Origin of the sequence: Crocosphaera sp., from assembly GCF_030064895.1 — a bacterium.
In the GTDB taxonomy this organism is placed as follows: domain Bacteria; phylum Cyanobacteriota; class Cyanobacteriia; order Cyanobacteriales; family Microcystaceae; genus Crocosphaera.
In genome coordinates this window covers 1-16054 of record NZ_JASJEB010000062.1, presented here as the reverse complement: position 1 = coordinate 16054, position 16054 = coordinate 1, and the positions used below count along the sequence as shown (strand labels likewise).

Annotated in this window: 22 protein-coding genes and 1 pseudogene; 10 read left to right on the top strand and 13 right to left on the bottom strand. The window is 34.0% G+C overall.

All coding sequences use genetic code 11. The annotated features are described in order from the left end of the window. Positions 1 to 51: 51 nt before the first annotated feature. The 10 genes from QNJ66_RS14675 to QNJ66_RS14625 all read right to left on the bottom strand — a co-directional run bounded on the left by QNJ66_RS14675 (position 52) and on the right by QNJ66_RS14625 (position 8066). Positions 52 to 423, bottom strand: a complete 372-nt coding sequence (locus QNJ66_RS14675; protein ID WP_300508166.1) for a HEPN domain-containing protein — start codon at positions 421 to 423, stop codon at positions 52 to 54. Continuing rightward, a complete protein-coding gene (locus QNJ66_RS14670) occupies positions 420 to 740 on the bottom strand; it encodes a nucleotidyltransferase domain-containing protein (protein ID WP_300508165.1) in 321 nt (106 codons plus the stop codon). The genes QNJ66_RS14675 and QNJ66_RS14670 overlap by 4 nt, the downstream gene beginning before the upstream one ends. Positions 741 to 951: 211 nt before the next feature. Further along, on the bottom strand, positions 952 to 2250 hold the full coding sequence (locus QNJ66_RS14665; protein ID WP_300508164.1) for a GIY-YIG nuclease family protein: 1299 nt from the start codon (positions 2248 to 2250) through the stop codon (positions 952 to 954). Between the two features lie 61 nt (positions 2251 to 2311). Then, positions 2312 to 2596 carry a hypothetical protein gene (locus tag QNJ66_RS14660; protein ID WP_300508162.1) on the bottom strand — a complete coding sequence of 95 codons (285 nt, stop codon included), beginning with the start codon at positions 2594 to 2596 and terminating at the stop codon, positions 2312 to 2314. Next, on the bottom strand, positions 2583 to 2879 hold the full coding sequence (locus tag QNJ66_RS14655) for a BrnT family toxin (protein WP_300508160.1): 297 nt from the start codon (positions 2877 to 2879) through the stop codon (positions 2583 to 2585). Before QNJ66_RS14655 ends, QNJ66_RS14660 begins: the two co-directional genes overlap by 14 nt. 1 nt (position 2880) lies before the next feature. Beyond that, a complete protein-coding gene (locus QNJ66_RS14650) occupies positions 2881 to 3171 on the bottom strand; it encodes a hypothetical protein (RefSeq protein WP_300508159.1) in 291 nt (96 codons plus the stop codon). A 7-nt stretch (positions 3172 to 3178) separates the two neighbouring features. After that, the gene (locus tag QNJ66_RS14645; protein WP_300508157.1) at positions 3179 to 3376 is read right to left on the bottom strand and encodes a hypothetical protein; all 198 of its coding nucleotides are present in this window, start codon (positions 3374 to 3376) and stop codon (positions 3179 to 3181) included. Between the two features lie 251 nt (positions 3377 to 3627). Beyond that, on the bottom strand, positions 3628 to 6873 hold the full coding sequence (gene carB / locus QNJ66_RS14635; RefSeq protein WP_300508155.1) for a carbamoyl-phosphate synthase large subunit: 3246 nt from the start codon (positions 6871 to 6873) through the stop codon (positions 3628 to 3630). A gap of 91 nt (positions 6874 to 6964) precedes the next feature. After that, positions 6965 to 7534 (bottom strand): hypothetical protein, encoded by a 570-nt coding sequence (locus QNJ66_RS14630; protein WP_300508153.1) that lies wholly within the window; start codon positions 7532 to 7534, stop codon positions 6965 to 6967. Next, positions 7524 to 8066 carry a toll/interleukin-1 receptor domain-containing protein gene (locus QNJ66_RS14625; RefSeq protein ID WP_300508152.1) on the bottom strand — a complete coding sequence of 181 codons (543 nt, stop codon included), beginning with the start codon at positions 8064 to 8066 and terminating at the stop codon, positions 7524 to 7526. Before QNJ66_RS14625 ends, QNJ66_RS14630 begins: the two co-directional genes overlap by 11 nt. 510 nt (positions 8067 to 8576) lie before the next feature. Here QNJ66_RS14625 and QNJ66_RS14620 point away from each other — a divergent pair. The 4 genes from QNJ66_RS14620 to QNJ66_RS14605 all read left to right on the top strand — a co-directional run bounded on the left by QNJ66_RS14620 (position 8577) and on the right by QNJ66_RS14605 (position 11119). Then, positions 8577 to 8795 (top strand): transferase hexapeptide repeat containing protein, encoded by a 219-nt coding sequence (locus QNJ66_RS14620; protein ID WP_300508150.1) that lies wholly within the window; start codon positions 8577 to 8579, stop codon positions 8793 to 8795. Continuing rightward, entirely contained in the window at positions 8792 to 8929 is a 138-nt protein-coding gene (locus QNJ66_RS14615; protein WP_300508148.1) for a hypothetical protein, read from the top strand. The genes QNJ66_RS14620 and QNJ66_RS14615 overlap by 4 nt, the downstream gene beginning before the upstream one ends. 116 nt (positions 8930 to 9045) lie before the next feature. Then, entirely contained in the window at positions 9046 to 9516 is a 471-nt protein-coding gene (locus tag QNJ66_RS14610) for a DUF29 domain-containing protein (RefSeq protein ID WP_300508146.1), read from the top strand. 19 nt (positions 9517 to 9535) lie between these two features. After that, the gene (locus QNJ66_RS14605) at positions 9536 to 11119 is read left to right on the top strand and encodes a pentapeptide repeat-containing protein (RefSeq protein ID WP_300508144.1); all 1584 of its coding nucleotides are present in this window, start codon (positions 9536 to 9538) and stop codon (positions 11117 to 11119) included. 148 nt (positions 11120 to 11267) lie between these two features. Here the strand turns inward: QNJ66_RS14605 and QNJ66_RS14600 are convergent, their stop codons facing one another. Together QNJ66_RS14600 and QNJ66_RS14595 are read right to left on the bottom strand one after the other, a co-directional pair. Beyond that, complete coding sequence (locus QNJ66_RS14600) at positions 11268 to 11591, bottom strand: DUF86 domain-containing protein (RefSeq protein ID WP_300508142.1); 324 nt, start codon at positions 11589 to 11591, stop codon at positions 11268 to 11270. Further along, the gene (locus tag QNJ66_RS14595) at positions 11588 to 11881 is read right to left on the bottom strand and encodes a nucleotidyltransferase family protein (protein WP_300508253.1); all 294 of its coding nucleotides are present in this window, start codon (positions 11879 to 11881) and stop codon (positions 11588 to 11590) included. Before QNJ66_RS14595 ends, QNJ66_RS14600 begins: the two co-directional genes overlap by 4 nt. 298 nt (positions 11882 to 12179) lie before the next feature. Between QNJ66_RS14595 and QNJ66_RS14590 the strand changes: the two genes are divergently transcribed. Genes QNJ66_RS14590 through QNJ66_RS14575 form a run of 4 tightly spaced genes read left to right on the top strand, consistent with a single transcriptional unit; the run spans position 12180 to position 13689 of the window. Next, on the top strand, positions 12180 to 12326 hold the full coding sequence (locus QNJ66_RS14590) for a type II toxin-antitoxin system HicB family antitoxin (protein ID WP_300508140.1): 147 nt from the start codon (positions 12180 to 12182) through the stop codon (positions 12324 to 12326). Between the two features lie 43 nt (positions 12327 to 12369). Beyond that, positions 12370 to 12708 (top strand): DUF433 domain-containing protein, encoded by a 339-nt coding sequence (locus QNJ66_RS14585; protein WP_300508138.1) that lies wholly within the window; start codon positions 12370 to 12372, stop codon positions 12706 to 12708. Further along, the gene (locus tag QNJ66_RS14580) at positions 12683 to 13054 is read left to right on the top strand and encodes a DUF5615 family PIN-like protein (protein WP_300508136.1); all 372 of its coding nucleotides are present in this window, start codon (positions 12683 to 12685) and stop codon (positions 13052 to 13054) included. The genes QNJ66_RS14585 and QNJ66_RS14580 overlap by 26 nt, the downstream gene beginning before the upstream one ends. A 50-nt stretch (positions 13055 to 13104) precedes the next feature. Continuing rightward, complete coding sequence (locus QNJ66_RS14575) at positions 13105 to 13689, top strand: Uma2 family endonuclease (RefSeq protein WP_300508134.1); 585 nt, start codon at positions 13105 to 13107, stop codon at positions 13687 to 13689. A gap of 40 nt (positions 13690 to 13729) precedes the next feature. On the opposite strand, the gene QNJ66_RS14570 is transcribed toward QNJ66_RS14575, so the two are convergent. After that, complete coding sequence (locus QNJ66_RS14570) at positions 13730 to 14143, bottom strand: universal stress protein (RefSeq protein WP_300508132.1); 414 nt, start codon at positions 14141 to 14143, stop codon at positions 13730 to 13732. Between the two features lie 276 nt (positions 14144 to 14419). Here QNJ66_RS14570 and QNJ66_RS14565 point away from each other — a divergent pair, with 276 nt between their 5' ends. Beyond that, on the top strand, positions 14420 to 15622 hold the full coding sequence (locus QNJ66_RS14565) for a phosphoglycerate kinase (RefSeq protein WP_300508130.1): 1203 nt from the start codon (positions 14420 to 14422) through the stop codon (positions 15620 to 15622). Positions 15623 to 15754: 132 nt separating this feature from the next. Next, positions 15755 to 16054 (top strand): annotated as a pseudogene (locus QNJ66_RS14560) (RNA-guided endonuclease TnpB family protein); the annotation flags it as partial.

Below are 16054 nucleotides of genomic sequence, written 5' to 3'. Positions count from 1 at the left end.
CTCAGAAATGAGGGTGCTTTTTTGTTGTTTATAAAATGATAAAATAGTTTTTCATAAATGGTCAAAAGCAAATACTAACATTTCTTCTGCTTGCTGTATAACTTGATTAGCTTCATCAAAACTAATGTCAATATCGAGATTATAATCTGCTCCTTTTCTAAGTTTTTCTGCTTCAATTAAATAACGATGATACTTTTTAGGAACTCGTTCAGTCTTAGCAAAATATTGTCCAAAGGCAGAAATGATGGCTGAGTGTTTTCCATAAGATAAATTTTCTCCTTCTAAGAAAGCAGAAGCAACATAAAACATAGTATAGTAGGCTCTCGATACGGCAAACTCAGAATAACCTGTCTCATTTATTTGTCTAGCAACGGCTAAACTTTTTTCTGGTTTTTCTAAAAATTTACGCTGAATTTCATTCATAAAACTATTCCTTCTCTATGAATATTACGATAAAAAGCACTATTTTCTATTTCCCATTGCTGTGATGTAGTAAAACAACAACTAATTAATTGATTATATTCTAAAGATAATTCACTAATAAATTCACTTATTTTTTTGACTTCTTGATAATAACTAAAAGAATGTTTTAAAACAATTAAAATATCAATATCTGATTGAAAAGTTGCATCACCCCTCGCTTGAGATCCAAAAAGAATGACTTTATCTAGTTCATCATGATAGATATTTTGTAAATAGTTGTCTATTGATTTTAAAATAGAGTTTAACTTATCATTCATTTTTTTATGTTTTAAGTTTGGGCTAATTTTAGTTGCGTTTGAACAAAATTATAAATTATTTTCGGGTGCATTAGAAAAGTCAATTTCATCAATAGGGACAATAAAAGTTCAACATAGACTCAGGTAAAAACTGTTAATTAGTTAAATTATATCATTTATTTCCTAACCAGTTTCCTTGTTCATCATAATTAAGCGATCGCTTTAAAATTAACTACTTTTTAAATTGTTCTAAACTATTATTTTGAAGCCATTTACCTAATTGATATATTCTATAAGAAGAACCCATAGATTTTGGAGGTCCAGGAGGAAGAATATAACCAGAAAAACGGTCATTTTTCAAATTGTTTTCATATAAATACTTAATAAAGTCCTCAAACATCTTTAAAGGTAATAATACAGCTTCGGTTATAAGTCCCTCTTCAAACTCAAGTTCTTCAAATTTAAAACTGTAACCTGCCCACCAAATTGTAGTTAGTTTATTATTTACTATATCTTCACAGTTCTTGATCACACAATTATGAATAGGATCTGGATTTTTTCTCCCAGAGAAAATATACCAATATAAATTATGTCGGACATAATATTTTTCATTTTCATCTTTACAGATTTCTACTTCAACATCTTCTACATTTACTAACCATCGCTTCATCTTTTTGGGTAAAGATGGTGTTACTAATGCTTCGGACTGGGTTTGTGATTCTTGTTGATTGTTTGTATTCATTTTGTTTTCTAATAAAGGTAATTTGTCTTTTAATTTGTCTTTTAAAGGTAATTTAGATAGAGTAAGAATTCTCAAGTCTTTTATCATCAAGACATCAACCCCTAAGATAGTTGCTTTTTCAAGATAACGACTTCTTTGATCACTGTGTCTCTCCAAATGATTAATGACTTCTGACCCACCATAAAACTCAAACTGATATCCAGACATTGTATAAATAGGGGTGTCTATCCAAACAATTGTACGCTTAGAATGTCGATAAAGTCCAGACCAAGCATTTCTAACTAAACCTCCATTTTTTCTCGTTGCTGAGTTTTGCAATATGTCATAGTCATTAGTATTAATAAGACACAAAACATGAATAGTATTATTATTATCTTGATACTGGCCTAAAATCAGTGATCGGACGGTTGGATAGAGACTATTGGGTTTATTGAGTACCTTAAGAATACGTTTAATTTCTTCTTCAAGAGAGGGAACTTTAGGAAGATATTGTTTAACTTCACTATTATTTAGTTCTGGGTTAAGGGTATTGATATAGTAACGTTCTTTTTCGTCTAGTTGTTCAAGGGAAAATGGATAATAATAGATAGTGTAATTGAATTTTTTATGCGATCGATTTAGTTGAGGATATCGATGATGACTTGTACCTTGCCATCTTAAGTATATATTTTTAGCTTGTCCAACATACCAAACACGATCATCTTTATCTGCTACTACATAAATACCCGAATATGAGGGAAGATGATCTTTGGACTTGAAAGATGTATTTTGCCAATTTTTCCATTCCATAAACAAATTGATCTAACTGATACCTTGTATTAGTATTCCCAAATATTTCAGCTAACTAACATTAAGATTGTTTTGTATCAGCTACAGCAGCAGCAATAACATCATCAGTAACCCCATGTTTTCTTAAACTATCAATTAAACTTGATATACTATCATTGTCGAGTTTTTCCAAATCAACTCTTAAACCTTGACCAATATACGCACGAATTAAAGCTTGATAATTAGAAAATCCTAACTTTGGGGCAATTTTTTGTAAGTCTTTTAATACATCTTCTGGAATTTCTAAATTGATTGTAATCTTTGGTCTATCTTGATGTAAACGCTGTTTAAGTTTATCGAATTTCATATTGTTTTCTTTCTGTAGAAGTTGTGGGACGTGCTGATATTATTCTTATGGTATCTTGTTTTAAGAAATAAACCACTAATAAAAGTTTCCAGTCTAAGGTTAACCCAATTATACGATCTCGTTCTTCTCCTTGCACATATTCTGTTTCTAATGATAATAAAAAGGGGTCAAAAAAGATTTCGCAAGCTTTTTCAAAAGAACTATTATGTTTATTAAGATTTAAAACTGCTTTTTTCTCATCCCATTCAAATGTAATTCCATTATGTACATGAAAAATATCCATGTTAATTATTTTCTTCTTTGTAAGAGAATAAAATTGAAGTAATCAAAGAAGAATAATCAAGTCCTTGACTTTCAGATTCACTTTTTAACCAGTTCATTAATTCTTGATCTAAAGATACTAATACCTTAGTTTTATCCTGTTTTTTTGGACTAACTTTAGTTGCTTTTGACAAAAATTCTAGATCAGTTTCAGGTGCATCATAAAAGTCAATTTCATCATCAGAAATTGCTCTTATTTGTGCTAATTCTTCATCGGAAGGTTGATAAGGATTTGATAATTTACAAATAACCATAATTATTTTAATTTTGTTTTTCTTTTAAATGATTAGTGACAAGTTCATCAATTTCTTTAGGAGAAAGAGAATTAGAATATACTTGAGTAGAAGGATTAGATTTTAAACGATCTACATAAATATAAAACGCCTCTTTATCCTCTTGATGAGTAATAACATATTGACGTAATTGATCTTTGCTCATGTTATTAAAATCTGGTTTCATGTTAAAAACTCCCAATCTCCATTACGATTAATTAATATCTGAATATCATTACCTGCCAAAATAAATAATTGACCGTCTCTTTCATCAAGACGTACTAAATAAATTGGCTGATAAGTATTGGTTAAGGACTGACATAAATAAATACATTTTTGTCCTTGTTCATTGGTGGGTAAAATTTTATCTTACCTCCTATACTTGATGATAGCTTAATGATATAACAAAAAGGTGGGCAATGCCCACCCGACGAAATGTTAGGAAATATAGTCTTGTAACGCTTTAACTTCTAAGGGTTCAGTCTGTAAAGAACGAATGGCTGCAACGGTTGCTTTTGCCCCTGCTATAGTGGTAATAATGGGTAGTTTATAGTCTAAAGCAGTGCGACGAATGCGACGACCATCGGCGTGTGAATCTTCTCCACTGGGGGTATTAATAATAAATTGAATCTGTTTATTTTTGATCCAATCTATCACATGGGGACGACCTTCATGGAGTTTTAAAACTACTTCTACTCCTTCTATTCCGTTCTCTTCTAAAACTTTCTGGGTTCCAGAAGTTGCCACTACTTTAAACCCTAACTCAACTAAATCTTGAACCACTGGAACCGTTGAAACTTTGTCCCGATCGCTCATAGAAACAAAGACAGTTCCTTCCGTAGCTAAATCAACACCGGCAGCAATTTCTGCTTTGGCAAAGGCCTTACCAAAGTCCTCATCTATTCCCATTACTTCACCCGTAGAACGCATTTCCGGTCCCAATAAAGTATCTGCACCAGGGAATTTTTGGAACGGTAAAACCGCTTCTTTAACAGCAATATGACGGGGAACAAATTCTTCTGTTATTCCCAACTCTTCTAAGGTTTTTCCTGACATTACCAAAGAGGCAATTTTTGCCAAAGGACGACCAGTTGCTTTAGAAACATAGGGAACCGTTCGAGACGCGCGGGGGTTCGCTTCCAAAATATAAACCGTCTCCCCTTGAACTGCATATTGAATGTTCATTAAACCGACAACTTTTAAACTATTTGCAAGCTGAGTTGTCCAAGTACGAATAGTCTCAATAGCATTATTAGAAAGAGTAGTAAAAGGAACCGAACAAGCAGAGTCTCCAGAGTGTACCCCTGCTTGTTCAATATGTTCCATAATGCCACCAATAACTACCTTTCCAGTAGCGTCACACAATGCGTCAACATCCACTTCGATCGCATTTTGTAAGAACTTATCAATCAAAATAGGGTGATCCGGTTCAACCTGTACTGCATAGGTCATATATCGTTCCAACTCTTCATCAGAATAAACGATCTCCATAGCGCGTCCTCCCAGTACATAGGAGGGACGAACCACCACAGGATAACCAATACGAGAAGAAACCACCGCAGACTCCTCATAGCTGCGCGCAATACCATTAGGAGGTTGTTTAATATCGAGATCATCAAGAATCTTTTCAAACCGTTCCCGATCTTCTGCTGTGTCGATAGAGTCGGGCGAAGTTCCCCATATCTGCGTTTGTACAGGACACTCGGGACTATCCAGGTATGTCTGCAATGGAACTGCAAGTTTCAAAGGTGTTTGTCCACCAAACTGAATAATAACCCCCACAGGGTTCTCGGTTTCGATGATGTTTAAAACATCTTCTTTGGTCAATGGTTCAAAATATAAGCGATCGCTAGTATCATAATCAGTAGAAACGGTTTCCGGGTTGGAGTTAACCATGATGGTTTCAAACCCTGCGTCACTGAGGGAAAAAGACGCATGACAACAACAATAGTCAAACTCGATCCCTTGGCCAATGCGGTTGGGACCTCCTCCTAAGATCATCACTTTCTTTTTCTCAGTAACAGTGACTTCTGTTTCTTCTGGTTCGTAGGTGGAATAATAATAAGGGGTATAAGCTTCAAACTCAGCAGCGCAAGTATCCACTACTTTATAAACAGGAATGATCCCTAAACCTTTACGATAGTTTCTCACTTCATCTTCCGTTGTTTTCGTAGCAAAAGCTATCTGGCGATCGCTGAAACCTTTTTGTTTGATAGCGCGCATATCAGACGCTGTAATATCGTTTAACTTGGTTTGTTTGAGGACTTTTTCTGTTTCGATGATGTCCTGTAACTTATCCAAAAACCAGATATCGATGGCAGTCAACTCATAAATTTCTTCCGGTGTCATGCCTAATCTCATGGCATGATAGATACTGTAAACTCGATCCGGGTTGGGAGTACGCAGACTTGAACGAACTTGGGATAGAGAGGGTAAAGTTTCTGTGCGATCGCAGCCAAACCCATAGCGTCCGGTTTCTAGGGATCTTAACGCTTTTTGGAAGGACTCTTGAAATGTGCGTCCGATGGCCATTGCTTCCCCCACAGACTTCATCTGGGTGGTTAAAATAGCTTGAGAACCGGGGAACTTTTCAAAGGCAAAACGGGGTATTTTGGTTACCACATAGTCAATGGTGGGTTCAAAGGATGCAGGGGTTTGTTTGGTGATGTCGTTGTTTATTTCGTTGAGGGTGTAACCCACTGCAAGTTTAGCTGCAAACTTAGCAATAGGGAACCCAGTTGCTTTCGATGCTAAGGCCGAGGAACGAGAGACACGGGGGTTCATTTCAATAACGATCACATCCCCATTGGTAGGGTTAACAGAGAACTGAATGTTAGATCCGCCGGTTTCTACCCCAATCTCTCTTATAATAGCTTGGGAATAGTCTCTTAAGCGTTGATACTCCTTATCGGTCAAAGTTTGCGCCGGTGCAACGGTGATAGAGTCCCCAGTATGCACACCCATAGCGTCAAAGTTTTCGATGGAACAGATAATTACCACATTATCCGCTAAGTCGCGCATTACTTCCAGTTCGTACTCTTTCCACCCTAATAAGGATTTTTCTACTAAAATTTGCGATACAGGGGACGCATCGATGCCAAACTGCGCCATTTCCTCAAATTCTTCCTGGTTATAGGCAATACCTCCTCCTGTACCCCCTAAAGTGAAGGCAGGACGTATAATTAAAGGGTAAGAGCCAATTTCTTCACCGATCGCTTGTGCTTCTTTGAGGGTACTTGCGATACCTGAAGGACAGACGGGAACCCCGATCTTGTTCATTGCTTCTTTAAACAAGTCCCTATCTTCTGCCTTTTCGATGGCTGGTAATTTTGCACCAATCAGTTCTACATTATACTTGTCGAGAACGCCATTTTTTGCCAACGCTACGGCAACATTAAGAGCAGTTTGTCCTCCCATTGTTGGTAATAACGCATCGGGACGTTCTTTGGCAATCACCTTTGCTACCATATCGGGGGTGAGGGGTTCGATATAGGTGCGATTGGCCATTCCTGGATCGGTCATAATAGAGGCAGGGTTAGAGTTCACCAATACTACCTCATAGCCTTCTTCTCGTAGTGCTTTACAGGCTTGAGTACCAGAATAGTCGAATTCGCAAGCTTGGCCAATAACAATGGGTCCTGCACCCAAAATTAAGATTTTCTTTAAGTCTTCGCGGCGTGGCATAAGCGTTTTTGTAGAGTTAGATAGAATAAACCGAATTTATTGTATACTCTGTCTTTGCCTTTATTGCTACAATCTAATCCTTTATTTAGGTTTAAGGGTTTTGGGGTGGCTGTTTTATTTCTGTCGTATTATCTTCGAGTAAAATTTTAATAATTCTGGCAAACTTATTATTAGGAATAGCCGCAGTTACAATGAGAATGACTAAAGCTATTATAACTGAATAAATAAATGCTCCTACTATACCAGCCCAAACAGCAACCCAAAAATTAGTATTTTTTTCTATAACTTTTTCTAGTGGCTGTATTATTTTTTCTTGTTTAGTATTTTCTAAATACTCTTGAGTATATTCTTTTAAAAATTGCTCTGAACTTTGTTTTAGTGAGGATAAAGCATCACTATTTTCATCTTTGAAAGGTGTGATAATCGCTTTGAGAACTTCTTTACTTGGTAATTGTCTATTTTCTCGCTTATATAAACTAACATATTGATGTTTTTGTAGAGAATACTTTGCATAAGCAACCATCCCTAATAATTCATCATGTTTTGAATTCTTATTAGTAGATGCTATAAGAATAGAAAAAACTTCTTCATCTTCTTGAATGAGAAAAAGATCATCATTATCAATTTGTTGAGAGTGAATTTCCTCTGGATTATTGTTCATGATCTTTGGCTAAATTATTTGCTATATTAACGAATACATTATCTGTTATATTACCCATATTTGCTATTTTTATATGTATATTCTGTGGTTTAGCTGACACACAATCATCTATTATTTTTGTTAACTCACTTAAAGCTTTTTCCTGTCCTTCTTTTGATAGATCACTTAAGGGTTTAGAAACAGAACCAAAAGCTTGTATCATTTGAAAAAGATCAGGAACAGACGACTGGGAAACAGAAGAAATAATAACAGGGAAAATCTTAACAGAATCTTGATGATATTTCTTAGAGATTAGAGATAGCTCAACTTCTGGAAGACTTGAATTCAGATAGTTTTCGCTGATTAATACAATGATAACTTGTGATTCTTTGATGGACTTTTCTATAGTCTCTTGCCAATTTTCTCCAGGATAAATAAAATCATAAGACCAAAGAGATAAATTTTTTCTTTCAAGTAAAGGTGCAAGATGTTCTTGAATACGCTTAACCCATTCAATATCTTTGAGACTACAACTTATAAAAATATCAGTCATTGTATTTACCTCTTTTATGTGGAGTAATCAGTTAATTGAATTATTAGTAAGTTTTCCCTGGGGACGCGCCACTTTTATAATATCATAAGTATAGTAGGTTAGGCAAATTTTAATAAATTACCAATCTTATCTGAAATAATATTAATTTGCCCACCCAATAAGATTAATCTGTTATTCTAAATTTAACTTATTCAAAAAGTTATTGGGAGTAATAATTATAATATCTCTAAAGGGATTACTTCAATGATTATTTTTTGCATTATAATTTAGTAATTTAATTTGACACTAATCTATTCTATTGTATCATAAGATAATATATTACAGAATCAAACAATGAGTAAATGCGATATCTACGTAAAATCTAACATCATCAATTAATATTATGTTAAACGAAACCAATATAGAAAAGAGATTAAACAATATTTGACAGGCGATCTCAATTTCAGGCAAATTTTATAATAAAATGCTACACTAAGATTAAAGTAATATTGTTTTTAATCAATCAATCTTATGTTAAACGAAACCAATCTAGAAAAAAGATTAATCGATATTGAACAAGCGATCGCTGATCTACAAACTAAGATTAATGATAAACCTAATTCTAATAACTGGTTAGAAAAGATAACAGGATCAATCTCTGATGAATCTGCTTTTTTAGAAGCATTAGAATATGGTGAAAAATGGCGTAAATCTGAAAAATTAACGGATGAAATAGATGAGGAGACATGATATATTTATTAGACACTGATCATATTAGCTTTTTACAGCGAAGATCAGGAACAGAGTATATAAAATTGCTGACTCGAATTAATCAATATCCTGTGGATAAGTTTGCTTTTTCTATTATTAGTTTCCATAATTAGAGTAACTTATTTTCTTGTATCATAATCTGAATTATTTCTTTTTTCCATCTCATGATTCTACTTTCATTATCTGATAAGTGAATTATAATAAGATTACCTTGACTTAACTTCTGTCTATGAATACCCATCCTATCAACTCGGTACTTACTCAAAAAAAACTCTATGAGCAAGATTTTTGTTTATGGATAGAAACCACTATTAAACAAATAAAAGCACAAGACTTTGATAAAATTGACTGGGATAATCTTATTGAGGAATTAGATAGTTTAGGTAAGTCCGATAAAAGAGAAATAAAAAGTCTCTTAGTTGTTTTATTAGAATACTTATTAAAATTAGCTTATTGGGAAACTGAAAGAGATTATAATCAAAGAAATTGGAAAGGAACCATTAGAGAACAAAGAAGACAAATTTTATTATTGCTTGAAGATAGTCCTAGTTTAAACCCCTTATTTTATGAGAATCTTCCTAAATGTTACAGTGATGCAAGAAAAATTGTTTTGGATAAGACTAATTTATCTGATAATCTTCTTCCTATAGAGATTCCTTTCCCTGTTGAATACATTTTAAATGATGATTATTTACCTTAAACTATTAGAGGAATAAACAGTGAATTGGTTTAGAGATAGATTCAATAATTTTCGTTTAAAGAATTTACAAGAAAACGATGCTTTAGAACAAGAAATTGAGCAGAGAGCTTATGAACTTTGGGAAGAAGCAGGAAGAGAAGAAGGAACTTTTGATTATTATTATAAAAAAGCACAATTAGAACAAGAAATTAAACCTACTGCTTATTTACTTTGGGAAGAAGCAGGAAAACCTAAAGGAAAATTTCAAAAATATTTGCAGCAAGCGGAAATAGAAATAGAAATTAGATCAATGACTTATTTTCTTTGGAAAAAAGATGGAAAACCAGAGGATAAATTAGATTATTATGAAGACTATTATTGGGAAAAAGCAAAGCAAAAAATTAAGTTTAAACGATTACCAATTATATATAAACCTTTTTATTTTGTTGTTGGCAAACCTTACTATATTTTAGAGAGAAAAATATTAGAACCAGGGTTAGCATGGACAGATAAACAAGCTTTTTTTGATATATTAGGAAGATTAGGAAATTTAGCCATTGTTATTGGTCTAATTATGTTTATTGTTACGGAAGATGACCGTCGCAATTCTGCGATTTTTTCTGCTTGGCAAACTATTAATAGTGCAACAGGACAATCAGGAAGTGGAGGACGAATTGAGGCATTAGAATTTCTTAATTCTCGACCATTAAGATTACCATTTATTGCGAGATTTCCATTTATAACTGTCACAACAGATAAACATTGGTATTGGGATGGTAAAGAATGTAAAAACAGAGGAAGTTTTGGTTATCGGTTTCCAAGACAGCCTTTAAACGGTTTATTTGCACCAAATGCTTATCTTGTTAAAATTAAGTTATGTGGTGCTACTTTGAATAATTCTAATCTAAAATATGCTGATTTACGAGGAGCTAATCTAGAATATGCTAAATTAGAATCAGCTAATCTAGAATATGCTAATTTATTTCAAGCTAAACTACAAAATGCTAATTTATTTCAAGCTAAACTACAAAATGCTAATTTATTTCAAGCTAAACTACAAAATGCTGATTTAAGATTAGCTAATCTACAAAATGCTAATTTACTTAAAACTAAACTACAAAATGCTAAATTAGAATCTGCTAAACTACAAAATGCTGATTTAATATTAGCTGAACTACAAAATGCTAATTTATTTGAAGCTAAACTACAAAATGCTGATTTAAGATCAGCTAAACTACAAGCTGCTGATTTAGGATTAGCTGAACTACAAAATGCTAATTTATTTGAAGCTAAACTACAAAATGCTGATTTAAGATCAGCTAAAATACAAGCTGCTATTTTAGGAGGAGCGAATCTACAAGATGCTATTTTAGAAGGAGCGAATCTACAAGATGCTAATTTAACAGATGCTAATTTAACAGATGCTAATTTAACAGATGCTAATTTAACAGATGCTAACCTATCAGGGGCAATTTATACTGATTCAGAATCAAAATTGAGATGGTGTTCAAATAATGATTGCTCAACAACTTTCCCTGATAATTTTGACCCCAAAAAAGCAGGAATGATTTTAATTAGAACTGAGGAAGATTATGATAAATGGAAAAAATCTCGTCAAAAATAATCATCTGATTAAGGTAGGGTGGGGAAAATTTCATAAGTTAAGAATCTTCCATTAAATAATATTAATTTGCCCACCGAATAAGCTATATGTAAGAAAATATCATTAAATATCAGGTAATTTCATATTATAATAATGGAGTAAAAAGTAATTATAAAATAGTTTCAATCTTCTTTTTAAAATCAGGTAAATTATCTTCAACAATCATCCAAATGATATTAAGATCAACCCTAAAATATTCATGGGTAATAATATTTCTAACATCAATAGTCCCCACCCAAGGAATATCAGGATATTTTTCTCTAATTTCCTGAGAAATGTTACTAGAAGCTTCACCAATAATCATTAAATGATGAATTACCCAAGTTTGTATTAATTCATCTTCCATAAATTTATCTTTTCCTTGTACTGAATACTTTTCTATTTGATTAATTGCATCTAAAATATCTCGTAATCTTTCTTGATCATCTCTCATAACTTAACTGCTTCCGCTAATACTTTTTCTTTAACCCTTTCTTTTAAACCATTAACAGTAACAATATCTACTTTTCGACCTAAAATTGATTGTAAATCCTGCATTAAACCAGAAGGAAACCAAGGAGTAATTTTATCTAAATGATAATCAATTAATAAATCAATATCACTATTTTCTGTTTCCTCACCTCTGGCAACTGAGCCAAAAATCCTTATATTATATGCCCCATGTTTAGCCGCAATATCAATAATTTGTTGGCGTTTTTCTTGGATTAAGTGTTTCAGTTTAATTTTATTGATAGTTAAACTATGTCCCTCCCGGTAAGCTTGAGAATGTTTCCCCCTTGCTCCCTGACTAAAATCATATTCAGGTAATATTTTATCCTCAAGATTATTGTTTAAATCAGGCTCATTATTGTTCATAGATTCTCCTTTCTAATAAAGTTGCTTAACGAAAACTAATAGGAAATATTATAACAAAATCTTCTCTAAAATATCCTAATTACAACAAAACATTAACAATTAGTTGAGCTTGATAATTTTCTGTTATAATCACGTTTAATCATAATTAATAACCAAAAATTACCTTATGAAAGTAAAAATTATTGTCCATGAAGCAGAAGAAGGAGGTTTTTGGGCAGAAGTTCCTGCACTTCCAGGTTGTGCAACTGAAGGAGACACTTTTGAGGAATTATTACAGAACATTTATGAAGCAATCAGAGGTTATTTGTTATAAAATAATAAGATAAGTAAAAATTACCCATGAATAAGGTAAATTAATGCAATTAGAAGAATATTTCAACTTTATTAATTCTAATGATATTAGACTCAAAGGCACTAGAATTGGAATTGAAACAATCTTGTATGATTTTATCTACAAAGCCAAAACTCCAGAAGAAATTGCTCAAACTTATACTTTAAGTTTAGAACAAGTTTATGCAACCATTTTATACTATTTACATAACAAAGAGTCCGTAAGTAAATATATAGCTGAATGGTTAGAATGGGGTCAAAAAATGCGAGAAGAACAAAAAAATAATCCTTCTCCTATTGTTCAAAAATTGATGAAAATTAAAGAAGAAAAAAAATATAATGACCTTAAAGTATCTCATGGATGAAAATGTATCTCCTCTTTATTTTCAACAATTAAGAAGACGGAAACCCGATCTAGTTGTTTGGTCAATTGGAGATCCAAATACTCCTCCAAAAGGAACTTTAGACCCAGAAATTTTGGTTTGGTGTGAGATACATGATTTTATTCTTGTTACTAATAATCGTACATCTATGCCTGTTAATTTAAAAGATCATTTACAAAAAAATTGTCATATTCCAGGTATTTTCATCCTCAGTCCTGGAATGACTATTGGAGAAACATTAGATGAACTTATTTTGATTGCTGAATATTCTTTTAAGACTGAATATCAAGACCAAATTATTCACTTACCCATTCCTAACATTTCTTAAGAAAAATATATTATAATTTAGATGATTCTAAAATCAAAGGTTAAGTAACTATGGTTATCGCACCTCAAATAATGTCATTAGAAGACTATTTTAAATACGAAAATGAGACAGAAAATCGTTATGAACTAGAAAATGGAGAATTATTAATCACGCCTCCTGAAAGTGACTTAAATCTTCGTATCGCTTCATTTTTATTTGCTTATTTTGCTATCCAAGGAATTTCCTCTGATCGTTTAAGAATCGGTACAGAAATTGTAGTCACAGGAAGTAAAGCAACGGTCCGTTTACCTGAATTAATAATACTATCAGAAGAGTTAGTAATAGCATTAAAATCGGCCTCTCGTTCAACAATTACAATGGATATGCCACCCCCTAAGTTAGTTGTAGAAGTGGTATCACCAGGGAAAAAAAATAGAGATAGAGATTATCGTTATAAGCGATCGCAATATCAAGCAAGAGGAATTCTTGAATATTGGATTGTTGATCCAATTGAACAAAAAATCACTATATTTAACCTAGTAGAAGGATTATATAAAGAAAAAATATTTAAAGAAAAAGAGGCGATCGCTTCACCAATATTATCAGAACTAAATTTAACATCTCAGCTAACAGTAGCCAAAATTTTAGATCAATAATGAAAAATGGACAATTAATAATTGCCCATTGAAAAAAAAATTAAGGAACAATTAGGATAGGACAAGGAGCCAAATTAATCACTAAATTAGTAACACTCTCAGAAGATCCTTCCGTTGTTAACCCGAGTCCCCGTGATCCCATCACAATTAACCCCACATTGTTTTCATCGGCCACATCACAAATAACAAACGGAGGTTTCCCCTCCTTTTCCATAACTTCCGCTTCAATCCCTTGCTCAGCAAACAAAGCTTGGGCCCCTTGTAATAATTGAGCGACCGCTTCAGCAGAAGTCATTATTCCTCCTTGAGAAACACCTTCACCATCGGGGTTTTTTTCCACCACCGACAACAAAATTAAACGACTGTCATAAGTCTTAACTAAATTAACCACTGTTTCAGCCGCTTCACGGGTTTCTCGACTTTGATCCACCGGAAACAAAATTGTTTTAAACATAACTTATCCCTCTTTTGAATACCAACACTATGTGATCACCTGCCCCTATTTCAATGCAAGAAAACTTTATGAAGTGGGGAGGGTGGGAAGGGTGGGAAGTGTGGGAAGACTAGAAACAATATTAATATGTTGCCCCCCTGCTCCCTCTGCTCCCTCTGCTCCCCTATCTCCCAGTCTCCATTTTATTCTCTCAGGGGTTGGAGTGCTTGTATTTAGGCACAAGCTGATTTAATCTTTTTTTTAGCATCTCTAAGCAATCATTGGAGGATATTAACTGTGTCTAAGAAAACGATCGCCAATTTATCAGTAGCCGATCTCGCTGGAAAACGAGTATTAGTAAGGGTTGATTTTAACGTTCCTTTCGACAACGGAACCATCAGCGATGATACCCGTATTCGTGCTGCTTTACCCACCATCAAAGAATTAATCACCAATGGGGCCAAAGTTATCCTCTGTAGCCACATGGGTCGTCCCAAGGGTAAAGTAGTTGAGAGCATGAGTTTAAAGCCCGTTGCAGCCCGTTTAGGGGAGTTATTAGGGCAAGAAGTCACCATGTGTGATGATTGTGTTGGAGAGTCCGTTACAGCAGCTATTGCAGGGCTAGAAAATGGTCAAGTTGCTTTACTCGAAAATCTCCGTTTCCACGCAGAAGAAGAAGGCAACGATCCTGAGTTCGCCAAGCAGTTAGCAGCTAACGCAGATTTATACATTAACGATGCCTTTGGAACCGCCCACCGCGCCCACGCTTCCACTGAAGGAGTAACACATTACTTAAGTCCTAGTGTTGCTGGTTATTTGATTGAAAAAGAACTGCAATATTTACAAGCTGCCATCGAAAACCCCCAACGTCCTTTAGTGGCTATTATCGGTGGTTCTAAGGTTTCTAGTAAAATTGGTGTAATTGAAACCCTCTTAGAAAAATGCGATAAGCTAATCATTGGTGGTGGTATGATTTTCACCTTCTATAAAGCCCGTGGCTTAAGCGTTGGTAAGTCTTTAGTAGAAGACGATAAATTAGAATTAGCTAAGTCTCTCGAAGCCAAAGCTAAAGAGAAAGGTGTCGATTTCTTGTTACCTTCTGATGTGGTTTTAGCCGATAACTTTGCCCCCGATGCTAATGCTAAAACCGTTAGCGTTGATAGCATTGAAGATGGTTGGATGGGCTTAGATATTGGGCCTGACTCCATTAAACTTTTCCAAGAAGCTTTATCAGATTGTAAAGCAGTTATTTGGAATGGTCCTATGGGAGTATTTGAATTTGATAAATTTGCTGCTGGTACCGAAGCGATCGCCCGTACTTTAGCTGAGTTAACCGGCACCGGAACCACAACTATTATCGGCGGTGGTGACTCTGTTGCCGCGGTTGAAAAAGTTGGTGTTGCTGAGAAAATGAGCCATATTTCTACCGGTGGTGGTGCTAGTTTAGAACTGCTAGAAGGTAAAGTTTTACCTGGTATTGCGGCTTTAGACGAAGCTTAATTTTATTTGGTTTAGGTGGGCATTGCCTACCTAACCACGGAAACCTTTTACCTAAAATGTCGGATGAATGCCCCCGCTACATTTTTCCACAAAATACTCATGAAAATTAGCGGGGGATGAAATCCGACCAATAAATTAGGGTACAAGCTATCTGATGATAGACGTAAAATTAAATTCACCGATGGATTTAAAGCAGGAGAATTTGATTTATGGTGTAGTCAAAGAACGTTATATTCAGAACAACAGATTAGACGGGTAAGAGTTGTTAGACGTGCTGACGGTTATTATTGCCAGTTTCTCATTGATGTAGAACGTCAAGAAAACCATGAACCAACGGGACAAGTAACAGGAATTGATCTGGGCTTAAAAGAGTTTTATACTGATGCTCAGGGAAATACTGTTGATAACCCTCGCTATTTGAGAAAGTCTGAG